The sequence below is a fragment of the Lactobacillus paragasseri genome, assembly GCF_003584685.1.
Taxonomy (GTDB): domain Bacteria; phylum Bacillota; class Bacilli; order Lactobacillales; family Lactobacillaceae; genus Lactobacillus; species Lactobacillus paragasseri.
Map to the genome: position 1 here is coordinate 1,895,775 of NZ_AP018549.1, position 16,686 is coordinate 1,912,460.

General features: G+C 35.3%; 17 protein-coding genes, 1 pseudogene and 1 riboswitch. Of the genes and pseudogenes, 13 read left to right on the forward strand and 5 right to left on the reverse strand.

The features are described from left to right. The first annotated feature begins 6 nt into the window (after positions 1 to 6). Positions 7 to 681, forward strand: coding sequence for a deoxynucleoside kinase (locus tag LpgJCM5343_RS09240; RefSeq protein ID WP_003649772.1), 675 nt, complete (start codon positions 7 to 9; stop codon positions 679 to 681). A gap of 120 nt (positions 682 to 801) precedes the next feature. Here the strand turns inward: LpgJCM5343_RS09240 and LpgJCM5343_RS09245 are convergent, their stop codons facing one another. After that, positions 802 to 2,040, reverse strand: coding sequence for an alpha-hydroxy-acid oxidizing protein (locus tag LpgJCM5343_RS09245; RefSeq protein WP_077959258.1), 1,239 nt, complete (start codon positions 2,038 to 2,040; stop codon positions 802 to 804). Between the two features lie 239 nt (positions 2,041 to 2,279). On the opposite strand from LpgJCM5343_RS09245, the gene LpgJCM5343_RS09250 reads away from it, so the two are divergent. From LpgJCM5343_RS09250 to LpgJCM5343_RS09260, 3 genes are all read left to right on the forward strand, one after another. Further along, a complete protein-coding gene (locus LpgJCM5343_RS09250) occupies positions 2,280 to 3,590 on the forward strand; it encodes an NCS2 family permease (protein WP_003650577.1) in 1,311 nt (436 codons plus the stop codon). Positions 3,591 to 3,821: 231 nt separating this feature from the next. Beyond that, a complete protein-coding gene (locus tag LpgJCM5343_RS09255; RefSeq protein WP_035422997.1) occupies positions 3,822 to 4,004 on the forward strand; it encodes a hypothetical protein in 183 nt (60 codons plus the stop codon). 278 nt (positions 4,005 to 4,282) lie between these two features. Further along, entirely contained in the window at positions 4,283 to 4,366 is an 84-nt protein-coding gene (locus tag LpgJCM5343_RS09260; RefSeq protein WP_240307266.1) for a putative holin-like toxin, read from the forward strand. Positions 4,367 to 4,526: 160 nt separating this feature from the next. Here the strand turns inward: LpgJCM5343_RS09260 and LpgJCM5343_RS09265 are convergent, their stop codons facing one another. Further along, positions 4,527 to 5,234: a MerR family transcriptional regulator gene (locus LpgJCM5343_RS09265; protein WP_003649769.1), complete on the reverse strand. Its 708-nt coding sequence runs from the start codon at positions 5,232 to 5,234 to the stop codon at positions 4,527 to 4,529. Positions 5,235 to 5,538: 304 nt separating this feature from the next. Between LpgJCM5343_RS09265 and LpgJCM5343_RS09270 the strand changes: the two genes are divergently transcribed. From LpgJCM5343_RS09270 to LpgJCM5343_RS09285, 4 genes are all read left to right on the forward strand, one after another. Further along, the gene (locus LpgJCM5343_RS09270; RefSeq protein ID WP_003649768.1) at positions 5,539 to 6,849 is read left to right on the forward strand and encodes an NCS2 family permease; all 1,311 of its coding nucleotides are present in this window, start codon (positions 5,539 to 5,541) and stop codon (positions 6,847 to 6,849) included. A 10-nt stretch (positions 6,850 to 6,859) separates the two neighbouring features. Further along, the gene (locus tag LpgJCM5343_RS09275) at positions 6,860 to 7,159 is read left to right on the forward strand and encodes a nucleoside triphosphate pyrophosphohydrolase (RefSeq protein ID WP_048685896.1); all 300 of its coding nucleotides are present in this window, start codon (positions 6,860 to 6,862) and stop codon (positions 7,157 to 7,159) included. 80 nt (positions 7,160 to 7,239) lie between these two features. Further along, a riboswitch (purine riboswitch) is annotated at positions 7,240 to 7,337 on the forward strand. A gap of 83 nt (positions 7,338 to 7,420) precedes the next feature. Further along, on the forward strand, positions 7,421 to 8,734 hold the full coding sequence (locus LpgJCM5343_RS09280; protein ID WP_101891046.1) for an NCS2 family permease: 1,314 nt from the start codon (positions 7,421 to 7,423) through the stop codon (positions 8,732 to 8,734). Positions 8,735 to 8,873: 139 nt separating this feature from the next. Next, complete coding sequence (locus LpgJCM5343_RS09285) at positions 8,874 to 9,287, forward strand: peptide deformylase (protein ID WP_101891020.1); 414 nt, start codon at positions 8,874 to 8,876, stop codon at positions 9,285 to 9,287. A 61-nt stretch (positions 9,288 to 9,348) separates the two neighbouring features. Here LpgJCM5343_RS09285 and LpgJCM5343_RS09290 read toward each other — a convergent pair whose 3' ends face one another. Next, complete coding sequence (locus LpgJCM5343_RS09290) at positions 9,349 to 9,894, reverse strand: hypothetical protein (RefSeq protein WP_101891019.1); 546 nt, start codon at positions 9,892 to 9,894, stop codon at positions 9,349 to 9,351. A gap of 20 nt (positions 9,895 to 9,914) precedes the next feature. Then, a complete protein-coding gene (locus tag LpgJCM5343_RS09295) occupies positions 9,915 to 10,472 on the reverse strand; it encodes a beta-carotene 15,15'-monooxygenase (RefSeq protein ID WP_101891018.1) in 558 nt (185 codons plus the stop codon). 159 nt (positions 10,473 to 10,631) lie between these two features. Here LpgJCM5343_RS09295 and LpgJCM5343_RS09300 point away from each other — a divergent pair. The 4 genes and pseudogenes from LpgJCM5343_RS09300 (at position 10,632) to LpgJCM5343_RS09315 (ending at position 13,694) form a co-directional block, all read left to right on the forward strand. Continuing rightward, positions 10,632 to 11,065, forward strand: a pseudogene (locus LpgJCM5343_RS09300) (CopY/TcrY family copper transport repressor). 12 nt (positions 11,066 to 11,077) lie between these two features. Continuing rightward, entirely contained in the window at positions 11,078 to 11,455 is a 378-nt protein-coding gene (locus tag LpgJCM5343_RS09305; RefSeq protein ID WP_003649758.1) for a cupredoxin domain-containing protein, read from the forward strand. Positions 11,456 to 11,472: 17 nt separating this feature from the next. Continuing rightward, a complete protein-coding gene (locus tag LpgJCM5343_RS09310) occupies positions 11,473 to 11,760 on the forward strand; it encodes a cupredoxin domain-containing protein (protein WP_003649757.1) in 288 nt (95 codons plus the stop codon). Beyond that, the gene (locus LpgJCM5343_RS09315) at positions 11,760 to 13,694 is read left to right on the forward strand and encodes a copper-translocating P-type ATPase (protein WP_101891017.1); all 1,935 of its coding nucleotides are present in this window, start codon (positions 11,760 to 11,762) and stop codon (positions 13,692 to 13,694) included. Before LpgJCM5343_RS09310 ends, LpgJCM5343_RS09315 begins: the two co-directional genes overlap by 1 nt. Before the next feature lie 54 nt (positions 13,695 to 13,748). On the opposite strand, the gene LpgJCM5343_RS09320 is transcribed toward LpgJCM5343_RS09315, so the two are convergent. Then, positions 13,749 to 14,615: a helix-turn-helix domain-containing protein gene (locus LpgJCM5343_RS09320; protein WP_101891016.1), complete on the reverse strand. Its 867-nt coding sequence runs from the start codon at positions 14,613 to 14,615 to the stop codon at positions 13,749 to 13,751. 98 nt (positions 14,616 to 14,713) lie between these two features. On the opposite strand from LpgJCM5343_RS09320, the gene LpgJCM5343_RS09325 reads away from it, so the two are divergent. Beyond that, entirely contained in the window at positions 14,714 to 16,660 is a 1,947-nt protein-coding gene (locus LpgJCM5343_RS09325; RefSeq protein WP_101891015.1) for a M13 family metallopeptidase, read from the forward strand. Positions 16,661 to 16,686: the final 26 nt, after the last annotated feature.

Consider the following 16,686-nt stretch of genomic DNA (forward strand, 5'->3'; position numbering starts at 1 on the left):
AACGTGATGACAGTTATTGTATTAAGTGGGCCCATTGGAGCCGGAAAATCCAGTCTAACAGGTATTCTATCTAAGTATTTGGGCACTAATCCCTTTTATGAAAGTGTAGATGACAATCCTGTTTTGCCATTATTCTACGAAAACCCTAAGAAGTACGCATTTTTATTGCAAGTTTATTTCTTGAATACTCGCTTCCAAAGTATCAAGTCAGCATTAACTGATGATAATAACGTACTCGACCGTTCTATCTACGAAGATGCACTTTTCTTCCAAATGAATGCCGATATTGGCCGTGCTACTAAAGAAGAAGTAGATACTTATTACGAACTTCTACACAATATGATGAGTGAGTTAGATCGGATGCCTAAGAAGAATCCAGATCTCCTTGTTCATATTGATGTATCATATGACACAATGCTTAAACGTATTCAAAAACGTGGTCGTAACTACGAGCAATTAAGTTATGACCCAACTCTAGAAGACTACTACAAGCGTTTGCTTCGCTATTACAAACCTTGGTATGAGAAGTATGATTATTCACCAAAGATGACTATTGATGGTGATAAATTTGACTTCATGGCAAGTGAAGAGGATCGTCAAGAAGTCTTAAATCAAATCGTTGCTAAGCTTAAAGAAATGGGCAAACTTGACGAAAATTGGAAACCAAATTTAGTTAAATAAAGTAAAAACATGTTAGAATACTTTATAGGAACAGTGTTACTATCTGCTTTATAATTTAATGCGCAGAATAGTGCTTAGGCGGTCGTTAGGCCGCTTTTTTCATATACTCACATCATTAAACTAATGTCTTGAAGCGCCACTTACTGCATCTGCAGCTTCACCAGTTAATTGATTTTCTTTAGTAACAGGATATGGCTTCATAACGCTCTTACTCGTTGAAGAAATTCCCCAATCAGCAGTATAGTCAAGATGATCAATTTTAGCATGTTTAATATCGTCAATCGTCTTACAACCAGTCAATTGCATATCAATCAACAATTCCTTATTCAATTGCTCAATAACTGACTGAACACCTTGAGCACCACCAAGTGCTAAGCCATATAAGAATGGACGACCAATACCAACTAAGTCAGCACCTAATGCCAATGCCTTAAAGACGTGTGAACCACGACGAACGCCGCCATCAAGGATAATTGGAACGGGGCGATCGCAACTCTTCACAGCCTTCGCGATTTCAGGCAAAACATCAATTGTAGCAGGAGCCCCATCAACTTCACGGCCTCCGTGATTAGAAACTACAATTCCATCTGCACCAGCACCAATTGCAAGCATCGCATCTTCAGCACATTCAACGCCCTTAACAATTACAGGCACATCAGCAATGTCCTTAATCTTACGAATATCATCTGGCCCAATATTTTGAGCAGATGAAGCGTACATTTCAGCAACGCTTTGTCCCTCTCCTTTTCCACCAGTCCATTCATTAAAGAAAGCAAGTGGAACAGGATATGTAAAGTTAGTCCGTAAATTTGCTTCACGATAGCCACTAACTAGCGCATCTACAGTTAAGAAGAAACCGGTAAAGCCGGCTTTAACTGATTCTTCAATTACCATTTTATTAAAGTCCCAGTTCTTGCTTAGATATAATTGCATAAACCGTGGGGAGTCGCCTACTGCGTTTTGCACATCTTGAACACTCTTATTTGCATAGGTACTCATTCCAAACAAAGCACCGGCAGCTTTTGCACCCTTAGCAGTATCAATTTCGGCTTCGGCATTTGCAATACCATGGCAGGCAATTGGACAGATCATAACTGGTGTCTTTAACTTCATCCCTAAAAATTCAGTATTCAATTCTGGATCCTGCATCCCAGTTAAAGCACGAGGCACAATTTGAAAATGGTTAAAAGCTTGTGTATTATTCCGCCAAGTCCATTCATTTTCTGCACCACTAGCAATGTAGTAATAAGCAGCTTCTGGTATTACATATTTTGCTTCGTTTTCCAGTTCATCCAAGTTAACCATGTGTAGTTTTTCTTCTCTAGTACTTTGTGGGAACCCCTTATAGTAAGTTGTCATCGATATTTCCTCCAATCATTAAGTAGGTTTCTATACACCTTAATTTTAGGACGATTTCATTAATTTATTAAATAAAAGCTATTATGAAATAATTCACTAAGTCCGATATGCTCACTATCCATGTTCTTTGTAGCGCTTTCTTTAGTTAAAATTCGTGTTTACATTTATTTATCAGAATGCTACACTGTAAAAGTTGCTTATTTAAAGCTAAAAAGCGAACATTATGTCTGGAGGACAAAATGAATTTTATCAAAAACTACTTTCATTTAGAAAAGTTGGGAACTAATGTTAGAACTGAATTTATTGCAGGTCTAACAACCTTTATTAGTATGTCTTATATTCTCTTCGTTAACCCAAGTGTTCTTGGTGCTAGCGGCATGAATACTGGCGCTGTATTTACTGCAACTGCTTTAGCTGCGGCTCTTGGTACAGCAATCATGGGTATTGTAGCTAACTATCCGATTGGTGAAGCACCTGCCTTAGGTATTAACGCCTTCTTTGCCTATACCGTATGTATTGGCATGAAGGTATCTTGGGAAACTGCCTTAGCCAGTGTTTTTGTTGCATCAATTATCTTTATTTTAATTACTTTATTTAAATTAAGAGAAAAGATCATTGACTCTATCCCTTCAGACCTTAAATTTGCCATTTCATCAGGTATTGGTCTTTTTATTGCCTTCCTAGGTTTACAAAATGGTGGTTTAATTGTTGCTAACAAATCTACTTTAGTTGGTTTAGGATCACTTCATAACCCGCTTGTTTGGATTACGATTTTTGGTTTAATTGTTACTGTAATCTTAATGATTTTAGGCGTTCCAGGTGCGATTTTCATCGGAATGATTGCTGCCTCAATCTTTGGCATTTGTACTGGTCAAATTGCCGTACCACACAAGTTTATTTCTTTAGCACCAAGTCTTGCACCTACTTTTGGTCAAGCAGTTTTCCACGTTAAAGACATTAATTCTCTGCAAATGTGGGTTGTTGTTTTAACTTTCTTACTTGTTACATTCTTTGATACTGCTGGTACTTTAATTGGTCTTGCTCAACAAGCTGGCTTTATGAAGAACAACAAAATGCCACGTGTTGGTAAAGCATTAGCCGCAGATTCAACTGCTATGATGTTTGGTTCTATCTTTGGTACTTCACCTGTTGGAGCCTTTGTTGAATCAAGTGCTGGTATTGCAGTTGGTGGACGTTCAGGTTTAACTGCAGTCTTTGTTGCCATCTTCTTCCTGATTTCAATGATCTTTAGTCCATTACTTGGGGTGTTCACTACTCAAGTGACTGCTCCAGCCCTAATTATTGTTGGAGTTTTAATGGCACAAAATACTGCTCACATTCACTGGAACAAGTTAGAAATTGCCGTTCCTGCATTTTTGATTTTACTTGGTATGCCACTTACCTACTCAATTTCTGATGGTTTAGCATTAGGGATGATTACTTACCCAATTTGTATGGTTTCTGCAAAGCGTGGTAAAGAAGTCAGCCCAATGATGTGGGTACTGTTTGTCGTATTCATCATCTTCTTGTGGGTTTTGAATTTTAAGTAAGCTAAAATTCACTAACAAAAATACCGATTATCATCCATCTTGATAATCGGTATTTTTTTATTGCTTTTATTATCTGTAAAGTATACTTAACAAAAAGTGCGATTTTTATAAAGTATACTTTACAACATCTATAATTAAGTCGTTCAGAGTATAATATAAGTATAAAAGAAATCTTTATTTTCCCCACTCAACTGTTTGACAATTATTATAACAACGACAGGAGGAATAAAAATGATCATTACTGGTAAGACTATTTTTAAGATAGTCTATATACTTAGCATAATATTTAGCATTACTTATATCGTCTGGAACACTCTCCAGCATAATCCATTAGATCCAACTTACCTTTTAGTTGCCGTCATCAGTATCGTAGCGATGACTTTAGTTTTTATAAAAATTAACAAAGAAGAATAAATTCCTTCCATAACAAAGCCCGTGCATCGCACGAGCTTTTTAAGTACCACTTCTCATCCAGCCGCAAAATACTCAATATTCATACTTTAAATACAAAATTCACTAGTTTAGTTAGTCTTTTTTGCCTGTTCGTCTTCTTTTACAAAAAAGCTTTCGCTATAATTATTTTCACAGCAAGTTTTATGAGCGGCGGTTATTTTTCCTCTCGGAGGTGAGGCCTATGGTCAATATACTACAGAAAGGGTTCAACCATGTCGGTTTACGAAAGCATCTCTTTGATGCTTTTGTTTGGTACATTTGTGTTAGCTTTGCTAACCTATATAGACCACCACAAAAAAATAAAAACGCCGCTCTACCTATAACTTTGGCGAGTTATAGAGCGTCGTTTTCGTCATCTTAACATTAAAAGCCACCGCTCTTAAAGCGGGCTGTATAAGGAGATCCGCGGATCTCCTTTTTTCATACTTGATTATATCATAGTATTTATTAATAAATATCATTTTTAGATTTGTACATTTTACCCTAATCTCTACAAATCTCTAGGCAATATGATCTCTTTTCACATTTTGGACAAGTTAATTTTCTAAACTTAGGTGTATGCGGGGCTAAGTTAAAAATTAAAAATGACGGAATAAAGACATCCCCGCAATTAGGACAAACATATTCAACTCGGTCGTAATAGTATTTTGAAAACATTATTGCCCCCAGCACAGCAATCACAATTGCTATACTTGCATTTAATCGCAACGCATACATGAGACTAATGCCTATCAGTTCAACTACTATCCACATAATTATATAAAGCCACATTTTTCTTCTTAAAACTGTCATTTTGTTTTCTTTTCTCATAATACTTGTAATGTCAGAAAAATTGGTTAATGCGGCAGATAAAACACCTATTTTTTGTAAATGTTCTATCTGTTTTTGCTTTGCAGTCAATTCGTTGATTTTTTGTTTGTTTTCTTGATACTGCTGCTTTAAAAGCAACTCAAGCGATTTACTTCCGCGCTCATCTTGAATGAGCGTTTTTATTTGTTTCAACGAAAAGCCAAGATCTTTTAGAAACAAAATTAATTCTATCTGCCTTATCTGTTCTTTTTCATAAAAACGATAGCCATTCTCTTCCGTATAAGCCGGCTTAACAAGCCCTTTTTCATCATAGAATCTTAGAGTACGCGTACTTACTTCCAGCATCGCAGCTACTTCACCAATTGAATATTTTTCTTGCATTACTTTCACCTCCTAGCTTCAAGATATCAATTAACGCAAGGTCAAAGTCAATATTTAAATTATAAAATATTATATTTCCCGGGCCATAATGTTCGGATTCTACAAAAAATATATCATTTCTTAATTCATTAGTATCTTTTATTGTAATTTAATCGAATAATTTTGACTGTTATTCTTGAAATAGTTAATATTTTAGATATAATTTTAGTTGAAGATTCGCTTTTAGATGACTAAGAACACAAGTAAATCATTTTAAAGCTTCTTTTTCTTTAAAATCCGAACATTACCACATCTGGAGGGTTACATGAATTCAATTGGTAAATTTTTCCATTTAAATGAAAACCACACTTCATTTAAAACAGAGTTTTTAGCTGGACTAACTACGTTTGTGAGTATGTCTTACATTCTGTTTGTTAACCCAGCTGTTTTAGGAGCAAGTGGCATGAACAAGGGAGCGTTGTTTACTGCAACGGCCTTATCTGCTGCTTTCACGTGTATTGTAATGGGACTAGTTGCCAATTACCCTATTGCTTCTGCACCAACCTTGGGACTTAACGCATTCTTTACTTACACTGTCTGCTTAGGAATGCACGTTAAATGGCAAACTGCTTTAGCTGCTGTTTTTGTTGCTTCAATTCTTTTCATCTTACTAACTGTATTTAAAGTACGTGAGATGATTATCGATGCTATTCCTAGTGATATTAAATATGCAATCTCAGCTGGTATTGGTTTATTTATTGCCTTTATCGGTCTTCAAGGCGGTAAATTAATTAGCAAGAGTGATTCCACTTTAGTTACTGTTGGTGCTTTGAACAATCCACTTGTTTGGATTACAATTTTTGGTTTAGTTGTTACTATTTTCTTAATGATCGCCAGAGTTCCTGGCGCTATCTTTATTGGAATGATCGTGGCCGCTATTTTCGGTATCGCCATCGGTCAAATTCCAATGCCTAAGGCCTTTATTTCAGGAGTTCCAAGTCTTTCACCAATTTTTGGTCAAGCTGTTTTCCATATTAGTGATATTAATACTGTCCAAATGTGGATCGTTGTCTTCACTTTCTTACTGGTTACTTTCTTTGATACTACTGGTACTTTAATCGGACTTGTTCAACAAGCAGGCCTCATGAAAGACAACAAAATGCCACGCGCCGGTGAAGCTCTAGCAGCTGACTCATCTGGTATGTTAGTTGGTTCTGTTCTTGGTACTTCACCAGTTGGTGCCTTTGTTGAATCAAGTGCCGGTATCGCAGTTGGTGGTAGAACTGGTTTAACTGCTGTCTGGGTTGGTATTTTCTTCTTAATTTCAACTATCTTCAGCCCAATCTTAAGTGTCTTTACTACTCAAGTAACTGCTCCTGCTTTAATTATTGTTGGGGTATTAATGGCTGAAAACTTAGCACACGTTCACTGGACTGATCTTGAAATTGCAATTCCATGTTTCTTAATCGCACTTGGCATGCCTCTTACCTACTCGATTTCAGATGGTCTTGGCTGGGGCTTAATTATTTACCCAGTATCAATGCTTGCTGCTAAGAGATTCAAAGAAATCACGCCAATGATGTGGATTTTATTCTTTGTCTTCGTCATTTACTTCGTAGTTCTAAATGTGAAATAGGATTAGGATAATGAAAAAGCTAGTTAGAGACAAAATACCTGAATTCGCTACCTATGCATCTTATCGTCAACTAAAACCTGATGAAAGAGAAGATGCCTTGAAAAATAAAATCGTCGAAGAAGCTAATGAAGTTAAAGCTGCACCTGACGATCAAAATCTCCTTGAAGAATTAGCTGATGTTTACACAGTATTAGAAGCATTTTTAGATTTTAAAAATATTAGTAAAGAAGACTTACTAAAGCAAGTAGAAGCAAAGAAAGCTGAAAAAGGTGGCTTTACCAAATTCCTTTTGATGAATACTGATAAATAATATCTCCTTAAACAAGTAGTTCACATGACTACTTGTTTTTTATTTATCTCCATTTGCGTATACGATAAATTTCTGCTAGAATACTTAACAATCAAGTTATCTATATATCGTCGAAATAAGGTCGACAGTATCTACCCTGAGCCATAAATTCAGGACTATAGGTATCAGACGTCATAAATTTGCTTTAAAGGACATCTTTTACCCATGGCTTTTTGGGTAAACTGTGTCCTTTTTTCATTTTTATTTTATGTTGGAGAAATGATGCAATTTTTAGATAAAGTCTTTCATTTGGAGGATGCACATACTAATGTCAAACGCGAATTAATCGCTGCTCTTACCACGTTTGTTTCATTGTCATACATCCTTTTTGTTAACCCTAATATTTTAAGTGCAGCTGGTATTAATAAAGGCGCTGCTTTCACTGTTACTGCAATCGCAACTGCAATTGGTTGTTTCTTAATGGGATTCATTGCTAACTACCCGATTGCCTTAGCACCAACTCTTGGTAGTGCTGCCTTTTTCTCATATAACGTAGTTATTGGAATGCATATCAATTGGCAAACCGCTTTAGCTAGTGTGTTAGTTGCTTCAATTTTGTTTATTTTAATCACCGTTTTAAAATTACGTGAAAAAGTTGTTGATGCTATTCCTCAGGACTTAAAATATGCAATCTCTGCTGGTATTGGCCTATTCATTGCTTTTATCGGCTTACAAAATGGTAAATTAATCGTTGATAATAAATCTTCTCTAGTTGGTTTAGGATCATTCAATAATCCCGCTGTTTGGATTACTTTATTTGGCTTAATTTTAACTGTCATCTTAATGGCTGCTAAAGTTCCTGGTTCAATTTTCATCGGTATGATCGTGACTGCCATTTTTGGAATGGTAATTGGTCAAATTCCAATGCCACATGGTATTGTTTCAGGTGCTCCAAGTATTGCGCCTACTTTTGGTCAAGCAGTCTTTCATTTAAAGGACATTAACACGCCACAACTATTTATGATTGTTTTGACATTCTTATTAGTTACTTTCTTTGATACTGCTGGTACTTTAATTGGGATGACGCAACAAGCCGGGATGGTTGACAAAAACGGCAAAATTCCACGTATTGGTAAAGCCTTCTTGTCAGATTCACTTGCTATGGTTGAAGGTTCTGTTCTTGGTACTGCTCCACTTGGTACTTCTGTTGAATCAAGTGCAGGTATCGCAATGGGTGGTAGAACTGGCTTAACTGCTATTTTTGTTGGTATTTTATTCTTAATTTCAATGATTTTCAGTCCTCTTCTAGCAGTAATCCCAACTACTGTGACTGCCCCAGCTTTAATTATCGTTGGGGTACTAATGGCAGGAAACCTTAAGTATATTCACTGGGATAACTTCGAAATTGCCTTTCCATCATTCTTGGTTGTTGTTGGTATGCCATTAACTTACTCAATTTCTGATGGTTTAGCCTTAGGGATGATTGCTTACCCAATTACGATGATTGCTTCTAAGCGCTACAAAGAAGTATCACCAATGATGTACATTCTATTTGTAATATTCGTTATCTTCTTCCTTATTACAAATATGGGATAAAAAGAAAAATGAGATCGTACGCGATCTCATTTTTTATTACCTTGGAAATAATTCACTAGCTTTACCGTAATATTTATTTCATAATGTTAGATATATTTACTAGTACGACACGCTAGCTAATCAAGGAGTATTTGGAATAATGGCAGTTAAACCTATCATTCATGATGAACTTTCTTTAAAATTCAAATCTATACCAGCTACCAAGCAAGATTTAGCAGCAGCTAATGATTTGAAGGATACTTTACTTGCTAATAACGGCAAAGCTGCTGGACTTGCCGCGAATATGATCGGTGTACAAAAGCGAATTATTACCTTATTTGTTGGTCCACTTCCAATTGTGATGCTTAATCCAATTATTGTTTCTAAGTCCGACAAGTATCTAGCTTATGAGGGATGTCTTTCTTTAGAGGGAGAGCGTCCGACAGAAAGATATAAGAAAATTACAGTAAAATATCAAAATGAAAACTTTGAAACTAGACAACAAGAATTCTCTGATTTTGTCGCTGAAGTAATTCAACATGAAGTTGATCATTGTAATGGAATTTTGATTTAAACTATGTATTTTCAAAAAAGGTAGCACCTCGACTAAAAATCGAAGATGCTACCTTTTTCTTCTATAATTCACGATTTGTTGGTCCACGTTCAATCTTAATTCTAACAATTAAATGAACTAAGTTATATAGCAGAGTAAATGCTAGTAAAATCAACCAAAAATACCAAAATGCATAAATAATTAACAAAATAGCTGGAAAAACACTTAAAATAACTGCAATTAGACTATCAGCTAGTTTCAATTTTTTATTAAAAATTCCACTTCTCACTAATTGATATGACTTAAAACCTAAATATCCTGCACCAGTTAGTCCAAATATTCTTAATAGCACGTCAACATTCACAAAGACACATACCATGCTTAATCCCATATACAAAACGCCAATGACAATCAATATAATTCGTACTGATCTAGTAATAGCATGGCTTTCTTCTAATCCTTGCTCTATATCAACAAGATAATAAATAATCGCGCATAAACCGACTAATCGATACAACCAGCCAATATTCCAAAATGCCAAAAAGAACATAACGCAACTTAAAATAACTCCGGCCACACCAAGAAGACGGTTTAGTTTTCTGTTCTTAACAATTAAGTCTGGCCGCATACAATCATTCCCATCTGATCCTATAATTCACGATTTGTCCCATCGTGTTCAACCTTAATTCTGACAATTAAGTGTAATAAGTTATATGCCAACGCAAAGATCAAAAGAAATAGCCAGAGAATATCTCTTGGAGCTAATGCAACTACTAATGACGCCACTACTATTCCCAAAAAAGTTGCTATCATGCTATCGGCAAACTTCAGATTCTTATTCTTCAAGTCTTTACGTAAGACCGCATTAGTTTTAAAGCCCAAATATCCAGCACTGACAATTCCAAATGCCACTAATAAAAAATCTAAATTAACAAAGGCAAAAATAATACTCATAAGCTCGTAAATTGTACCAAGAACAATAAAAATAATTTTTTGCGTGCGACTAATTACCTTACTATCTTCTAGCATTTGTTCCACATCAATCCAGAAATAAAGAATAACCGCCACCACAATAAAAGTGAGTAGCCAGCCGATGTTTTTTACAGTAAAAAAGACCATCATAACTACAATCAGCAAACTGATAAATCCAAAATACTTATCTTGCTTTTTTCTTTTTGCTAATTCAATCCATCTTTTATCATCCATCCTACTCACCTCTCATTATTTGTTTAGATTTTACTATGAAATATTTATTTTAACAATATTTTAATCATATTTTTATATAAATTGTGCAGTTTTCATTGTTGACAAATGTAAACATAAAGATGTATGATTACAAATGTAAACGAAAGGGAATATAAAAAAATGAGCGAAAAAAATTTATCTCCTATCTCAGACAGTGAATGGGAAGTAATGCGTATTGTCTGGACACTAGGTGAAACCCATACAAATCAAATTTTAAAAGAGCTTCAAGCAAAAAAGATTGGTCTGATTCAACCATCAAGACATTAATTAGAAGACTCGTTCAAAAAGGTTGGTTAACTGCCAAACATGAAGGACGGCGCTACATCTATACTGCTACTGTTAATCAGACAGAAATGATGTATATCGAAACAAAAAATTTGTTAAACAGAATGTGCGACATGCATAAGGGAGAAGTAATCTTAAAGCTTCTCAAAGATTCGCCTGTTTCTAAAGGTGATTTAATGAAGATGCAAGAAGAAATTAGTCAAAAAGAAAAAACAGCACCTGACAAGGTTCCCTGCAATTGCTTAAAAGCAGGATCTACTATCTGCTAGGAGGGTATAAAAATGAGTATTAGTCAAATTATCACATTAATTATCGGCATTATTCTAATTGGCTTTATTATCTGGTGGTTCTTTGGGAAACACAAGGAAGCTACAGGAACTGGAACTATTGTTAACGATGAACAAACTGCAACAATTGTTGTGAACGGTGGCTATTCACCTTCAACAGTAGTGCTAAAAAAGGGCGTTCCAGCACAAGTTAACTTTGACATGCGTGATTCTACTGCCTGCTTATCACATGTTGTCTTTGAACAATTAGGCGTTAATAAAGATCTAACTAAGCAAAAAATTACTACTATTGATATTCCAACTGACAAAGCTGGTACTTATAACTTTGCCTGCGGAATGGACATGTTTCATGGAAAAGTAATTGTTAAATAAAGAGAGGAACTACTAAAATGAGTATTTTTTCAAAAAATCAAACTAAAAAAGTTGTTGTTAATGCAGAAAATCATGGCTACAAGCCAGATGTAATTACTTTTAAAGCAGGCAAGCCTGCACAAATTAAGTTCATTCCTTCTGATAACATGGGCTGTATGAACGAGATTGTCTTCAAAGATCTTGGCGTTGATAAGACTCTTGACGATAAAAAAGAAATAACTGTTGATATTCCAACTGATAAGCCAGGTACTTATAACTTTGCCTGCGGAATGGATATGTTCCATGGAAAGGTCGTCGTTAAATAATGAAACTATCAAATATTAAACGCTTTTGGATCTCATTCATCCTGTCTATTCCAATGCTCATTCAGATGTTTGCAATGCCTTTTCATTGGATGATGCCAGGATATAACTGGATTGCGCTTATTACAACAACAATCATTATGGCGATTTCTGCTCTCCCTTATTGGAAAAGTGCCATTGCTGCTTTCAAAAAACATAGTGCTAATATGAATACCTTAGTTGCTACAGGTACAGCAGTTGCTTACTTCTACAGTATCTTTGCGATGATTACCAACCGCCCTGTTTACTTTGAAAGTGCCGCCTTTGTTACTGTCTTCGTTCTTCTTGGAGACGCTATGGAAGAAAAAATGCACGACAACGCATCAAATGCCTTAGGAAAATTAATGGGCTTACAGGCAAAAGATGCTGAAGTTCAAAGAGATGGCAAGTTCGTTAAAATTCCACTTGATCAAGTTAAAGTTGGCGACATTATCCGCGTTAAGCCGGGCGAAAAGATTCCAGTTGATGGTGAAATCTTAGAAGGTGTTACAACGCTTGACGAATCAATGGTTACTGGTGAAAGTATGCCAGTTGTCAAAAAAGTTGGTGACACCGTTGTAGGTTCAACTATTAACAGTAACGGCACTATTACTTTCAAAGCCACTAAAGTTGGCTCCGATACAATGCTCGCCCAAATTGTCGACTTAGTTAAAAAAGCTCAAACTAGTCACGCTCCAATTCAAAACTTAACAGATAAGATATCCAATATCTTTGTTCCAGCGGTAATGATTATTGCTATTTTAACTTTCATTATCTGGTACTCATTTTTAGGTGCGACTGCTGTAGAAGCCATGCTTTTTGCCGTTAGCGTTATCGTCATTGCTTGCCCATGTGCTTTAGGTTTAGCTACTCCAACCGCATTAATGGTCGGAACTGCTCGCAGTGCTAAAATGGGTGTTTTAATTAAAAATGGTGAAGTTTTACAAGAAGTCAGCGACTTAGATACAGTTGTCTTTGATAAAACTGGCACTATTACAGTTGGTAAACCTGAAGTTACAGACGTTATAGGTAATAAAAAACAAGTTTTAACTATTGCTGCTAGTCTTGAAGAATCTTCTGAACACCCTCTTGCTACAGCAATTGTCAAAAAAGCGAAAGCGGAAAAATTAACAATTGAAAAAGTTGACGACTTCGAAGCAATTGAAGGTAAAGGCGTTAAGGCTAACTACAAAGGAAAAACAGCTTTTGTTGGTAGTGATCGCTTACTAGCAGACGTTAATATTTCCCAGGAAATGACACAAGAAGCAACAGATTTACAAAATGAAGCTAAAACGGTTGTCTATATTGGTTTAGATGGAGAAATTATTGGCTTAGTGGCCATTCAAGATGTACCAAAGCCAAGTTCACGTGAAGCTATCAAAGAATTAAGAGAACGTGGCTTAAAGACCATTATGCTTACAGGAGACAATAAAAATGTAGCTGAAGCTATTGCTAAACAAGTAGGTATTGACCAAGTGATTGCTGGAGTTTTACCTAATGAAAAAGCAATGCACATTAAGAAATTACAAGATCAAGGTAAAAAAGTTGCCTTTGTAGGGGACGGAATTAATGATGCTCCAGCACTCTCGACTGCTGATGTTGGAATTGCTATGGGATCAGGAACTGATATTGCCATTGATTCTGGTGGTATTGTCTTAGTTCAAAACGACTTACGTGGTGTTGTTCGCGCCCTTGATATTTCTAAGAAGACATTTAACAGAATTAAGTTGAACCTCTTCTGGGCTTTAATTTACAACACAATTGGTATTCCAATTGCAGCTGGATTATTTGTTGGCTTAGGATTTACTCTTAGTCCTGAATTAGCCGGTTTAGCTATGGCATTTTCGTCTGTTTCTGTAGTTGGTAGCTCATTAATGCTTAATAAAACAAAAATTGCTGGTGAAACAGCTAAAGCATAATTACATAATCAAAAAGACCTAGTATCAATTTATAAATACTAGGTCTTTTTTTGTCTATTGTTCTTTATATTTATCAAAAAATTTTATCATCTCTTTGCCAAAAGCTGACATTCCACCCCATTCAAAACTTTCTAAAATCAAATTACACTGTTCTAAATGTGTTTCCTTTCTATCAGTATGATAAGCAATCAATTCTTCATAAAAAGTAAGCATTTCACGATAAAGAAAAAATTCAGGAATAACTTTAATTTGATGGCCTAGACTGATAAGTTCATTTGTTTCATTATATTTCTGCTCTTCAATTCCCTGCTTTAATACATTCAGTATAATCGCAAATAAAATTTCATCTTGTCTTTCGACTTTCTTCTTTTTTAATGCTTTAACAATCTGCTTAATTATTTGCCGATTACTGTCAAAATCATACAAATCCACAAAATTCGCATAGACTGATAATTTATAGGTATCATATTCTGGCATCAGGAATATCTTTTCCTTTAGCTTATTTCTTAAATTAAAGTCAAAAGTATTAGGATCATCTTTTTCTGATTCTAAAACACCATCAATTATCAGCATCATGTTTTTCTTCATATCAGCTTCGACATCTAATTTAGCAGCTTTTTCCTTAATTTTTTTAATTTGTGCTAACGAATTATCCGAATAATTCGCTTTGGTTATTTCTTCAAAAATGGCATTCACTTGATTTAATTGTTGCTGATGTGGATCAATTTCTAGTTTTTCAAAAAAATTTTTAACTGGGATTGCATTATGCGTCAGGAGCAACAATAAATCATCAGCAGTAATTCGGTGGACATTCTTTTCAACTTTAGAATAGTAAGACTGACTAACAATCTCAGCTGCAAACTCTTTCTGACTTTTATTTTGTTTTACGCGATATTCTTTAAGTAATTCACCAACAGTCATTTTTTCACCTCAAAGTAATTCGAATACGACTATTCTAGAAATGATTTTACTTTCTTGATATTATTAAATCAACATTAAATTTAAAGGAGTAATCAGTTATGAAAAGCTTTAAAATTCGTGGCGGACTTGGCGACTCAGCCGTAGTAAACCCTGACGTTAAATTACAAGACAACTTATACTTAGCTATTAATTCAAAATGGCTTGAACATGCAGAAATTCCAGCTGACCGTCCCATGATTGGTGGCTTCACAGAGTTAGATATCAAGATTAAAAAGCAACTGTTACAAGATTTTGATAACTTTGCTTCTAACGACAAAGTACTTCCTAAGATTGCAAATCTAGATAAAGCTGTTCAATTATACCAGCTAGCATTGGACTTTAAACAAAGAGATGCGGACGGCGCTAAGCCTATCCAAACAGACTTACAAAAGCTTACTTCTCTAAAGAACTTTTCAGATTTTGACAAACATACTGTTGACCTAGTCAAGTCTGTACTTGCTTTCCCTTTTAAACTTAGCGTTGATGTTGATATGAAAAATACAACTAAAAACGCTTTTTACTTTAGTTCACCAGAATCATTCTTACCTGATGCTGGCAACTACAAAGATTCTTCTGCTGATCAATTGCTAGCTATTTTTGAAAAACAATCAGTGCATCTTTTAAAGCTTGCTGGCTTTAACGAAAACGACAGTAAAAAATATGCTGCTAATGCAATTAAATTTGATAAACTCTTAGCTCAATATAAAAAATCACAAGAAGAATTAAACGATATAGCTGCTTGTTATAATCCTTACTCGCTTTCTGACTTTAAAGCAGCATTTACTAACTTAAATATTGATCAATTACTTAATGAGCTACTTCCTAATTCACCTGAAAAAGTCATTGTACTTGAGCCTAAATTCTTAGAGCGCATTAATGAACTATTAAGTCCTGATAACTTCGACGAACTGAAGAGTTGGCTTCTAGTTAGTTTTATTAATCGCTACGCTAGCTACCTATCTCAGGAATTTCGTGAAGCGGCCTTTGCTTACGACCATGCAGTATATGGAGCAAAAGAATTACAAAGCCAAGCAAAGCAGGCTTATGGAATTGTTAATGACGTACTAGGCGAAGTCATTGGTCTCTACTATGGTCAAACTTACTTTGGACCAAAAGCTAAAGCAGACGTGGAACAAATGATTAAAAAAATTCTTGCAACTTATAAAGCAAGACTCCAGACTAACACCTGGCTTACATCTTCTACACAAAAGCAAGCTTTAAAGAAGCTCAATGCGATTACGTTAAAAATTGGTTATCCCGATAAACTTAGCGACCTATATGATCAAATTCAAGTATTAGCAGACAAATCTTTATATGAAAATATTATCGCTGCTAATCAAACCAAACTCGTCCATAATTTTAGCCAATTAAATGAACCCGTTGATCGGACTCTTTGGGGCGCTGATCTTCCAGCAAATGAGATTAATGCAGGTTATAATCCAACAAATAATGATATTACTTTCCCTGCAGGAATCTTACAAAAGCCTTTTTACAGTCTAGATAATACACTAAGTGAAAATTTAGGTGGTATCGGTGCCGTTATCGGTCATGAAATTACGCATGCTTTCGATCCAAATGGTTCTAAATTTGATGAAGTCGGCAATATTCGTAATTGGTGGAGTGAAGAAGACTATGCTAAGTTTAATGAATTAGCACAAGCTGAAATAACTTTATTTGATGGTATTGTCTGTGGCGGGATTAAAACAAATGGTAATCTAACTGTTGGTGAAAATGTAGCTGATTTAGGTGGCCTCACAGCTGCAGTAGAAACTGCAAAAAAGGAAAATGGTAATTTGCAAGAAGTATTTCAAACTTGGGCTAAAATCTGGCGTGGTAAAATGACACCTCAAATTAGAAAAACGCTCATTGCCTATGACCCACATGCACCACGAGAACTCAGAGTAAATGTTGCCGCTCAATCCATCGACGATTTTTATACAACTTTTGACATTAAGCCTGACGATGGCATGTGGCTTGATCCTGAAAAACGAGTACATATTTGGTAATTTAAAGTTTTCATCATAAAGTGAAT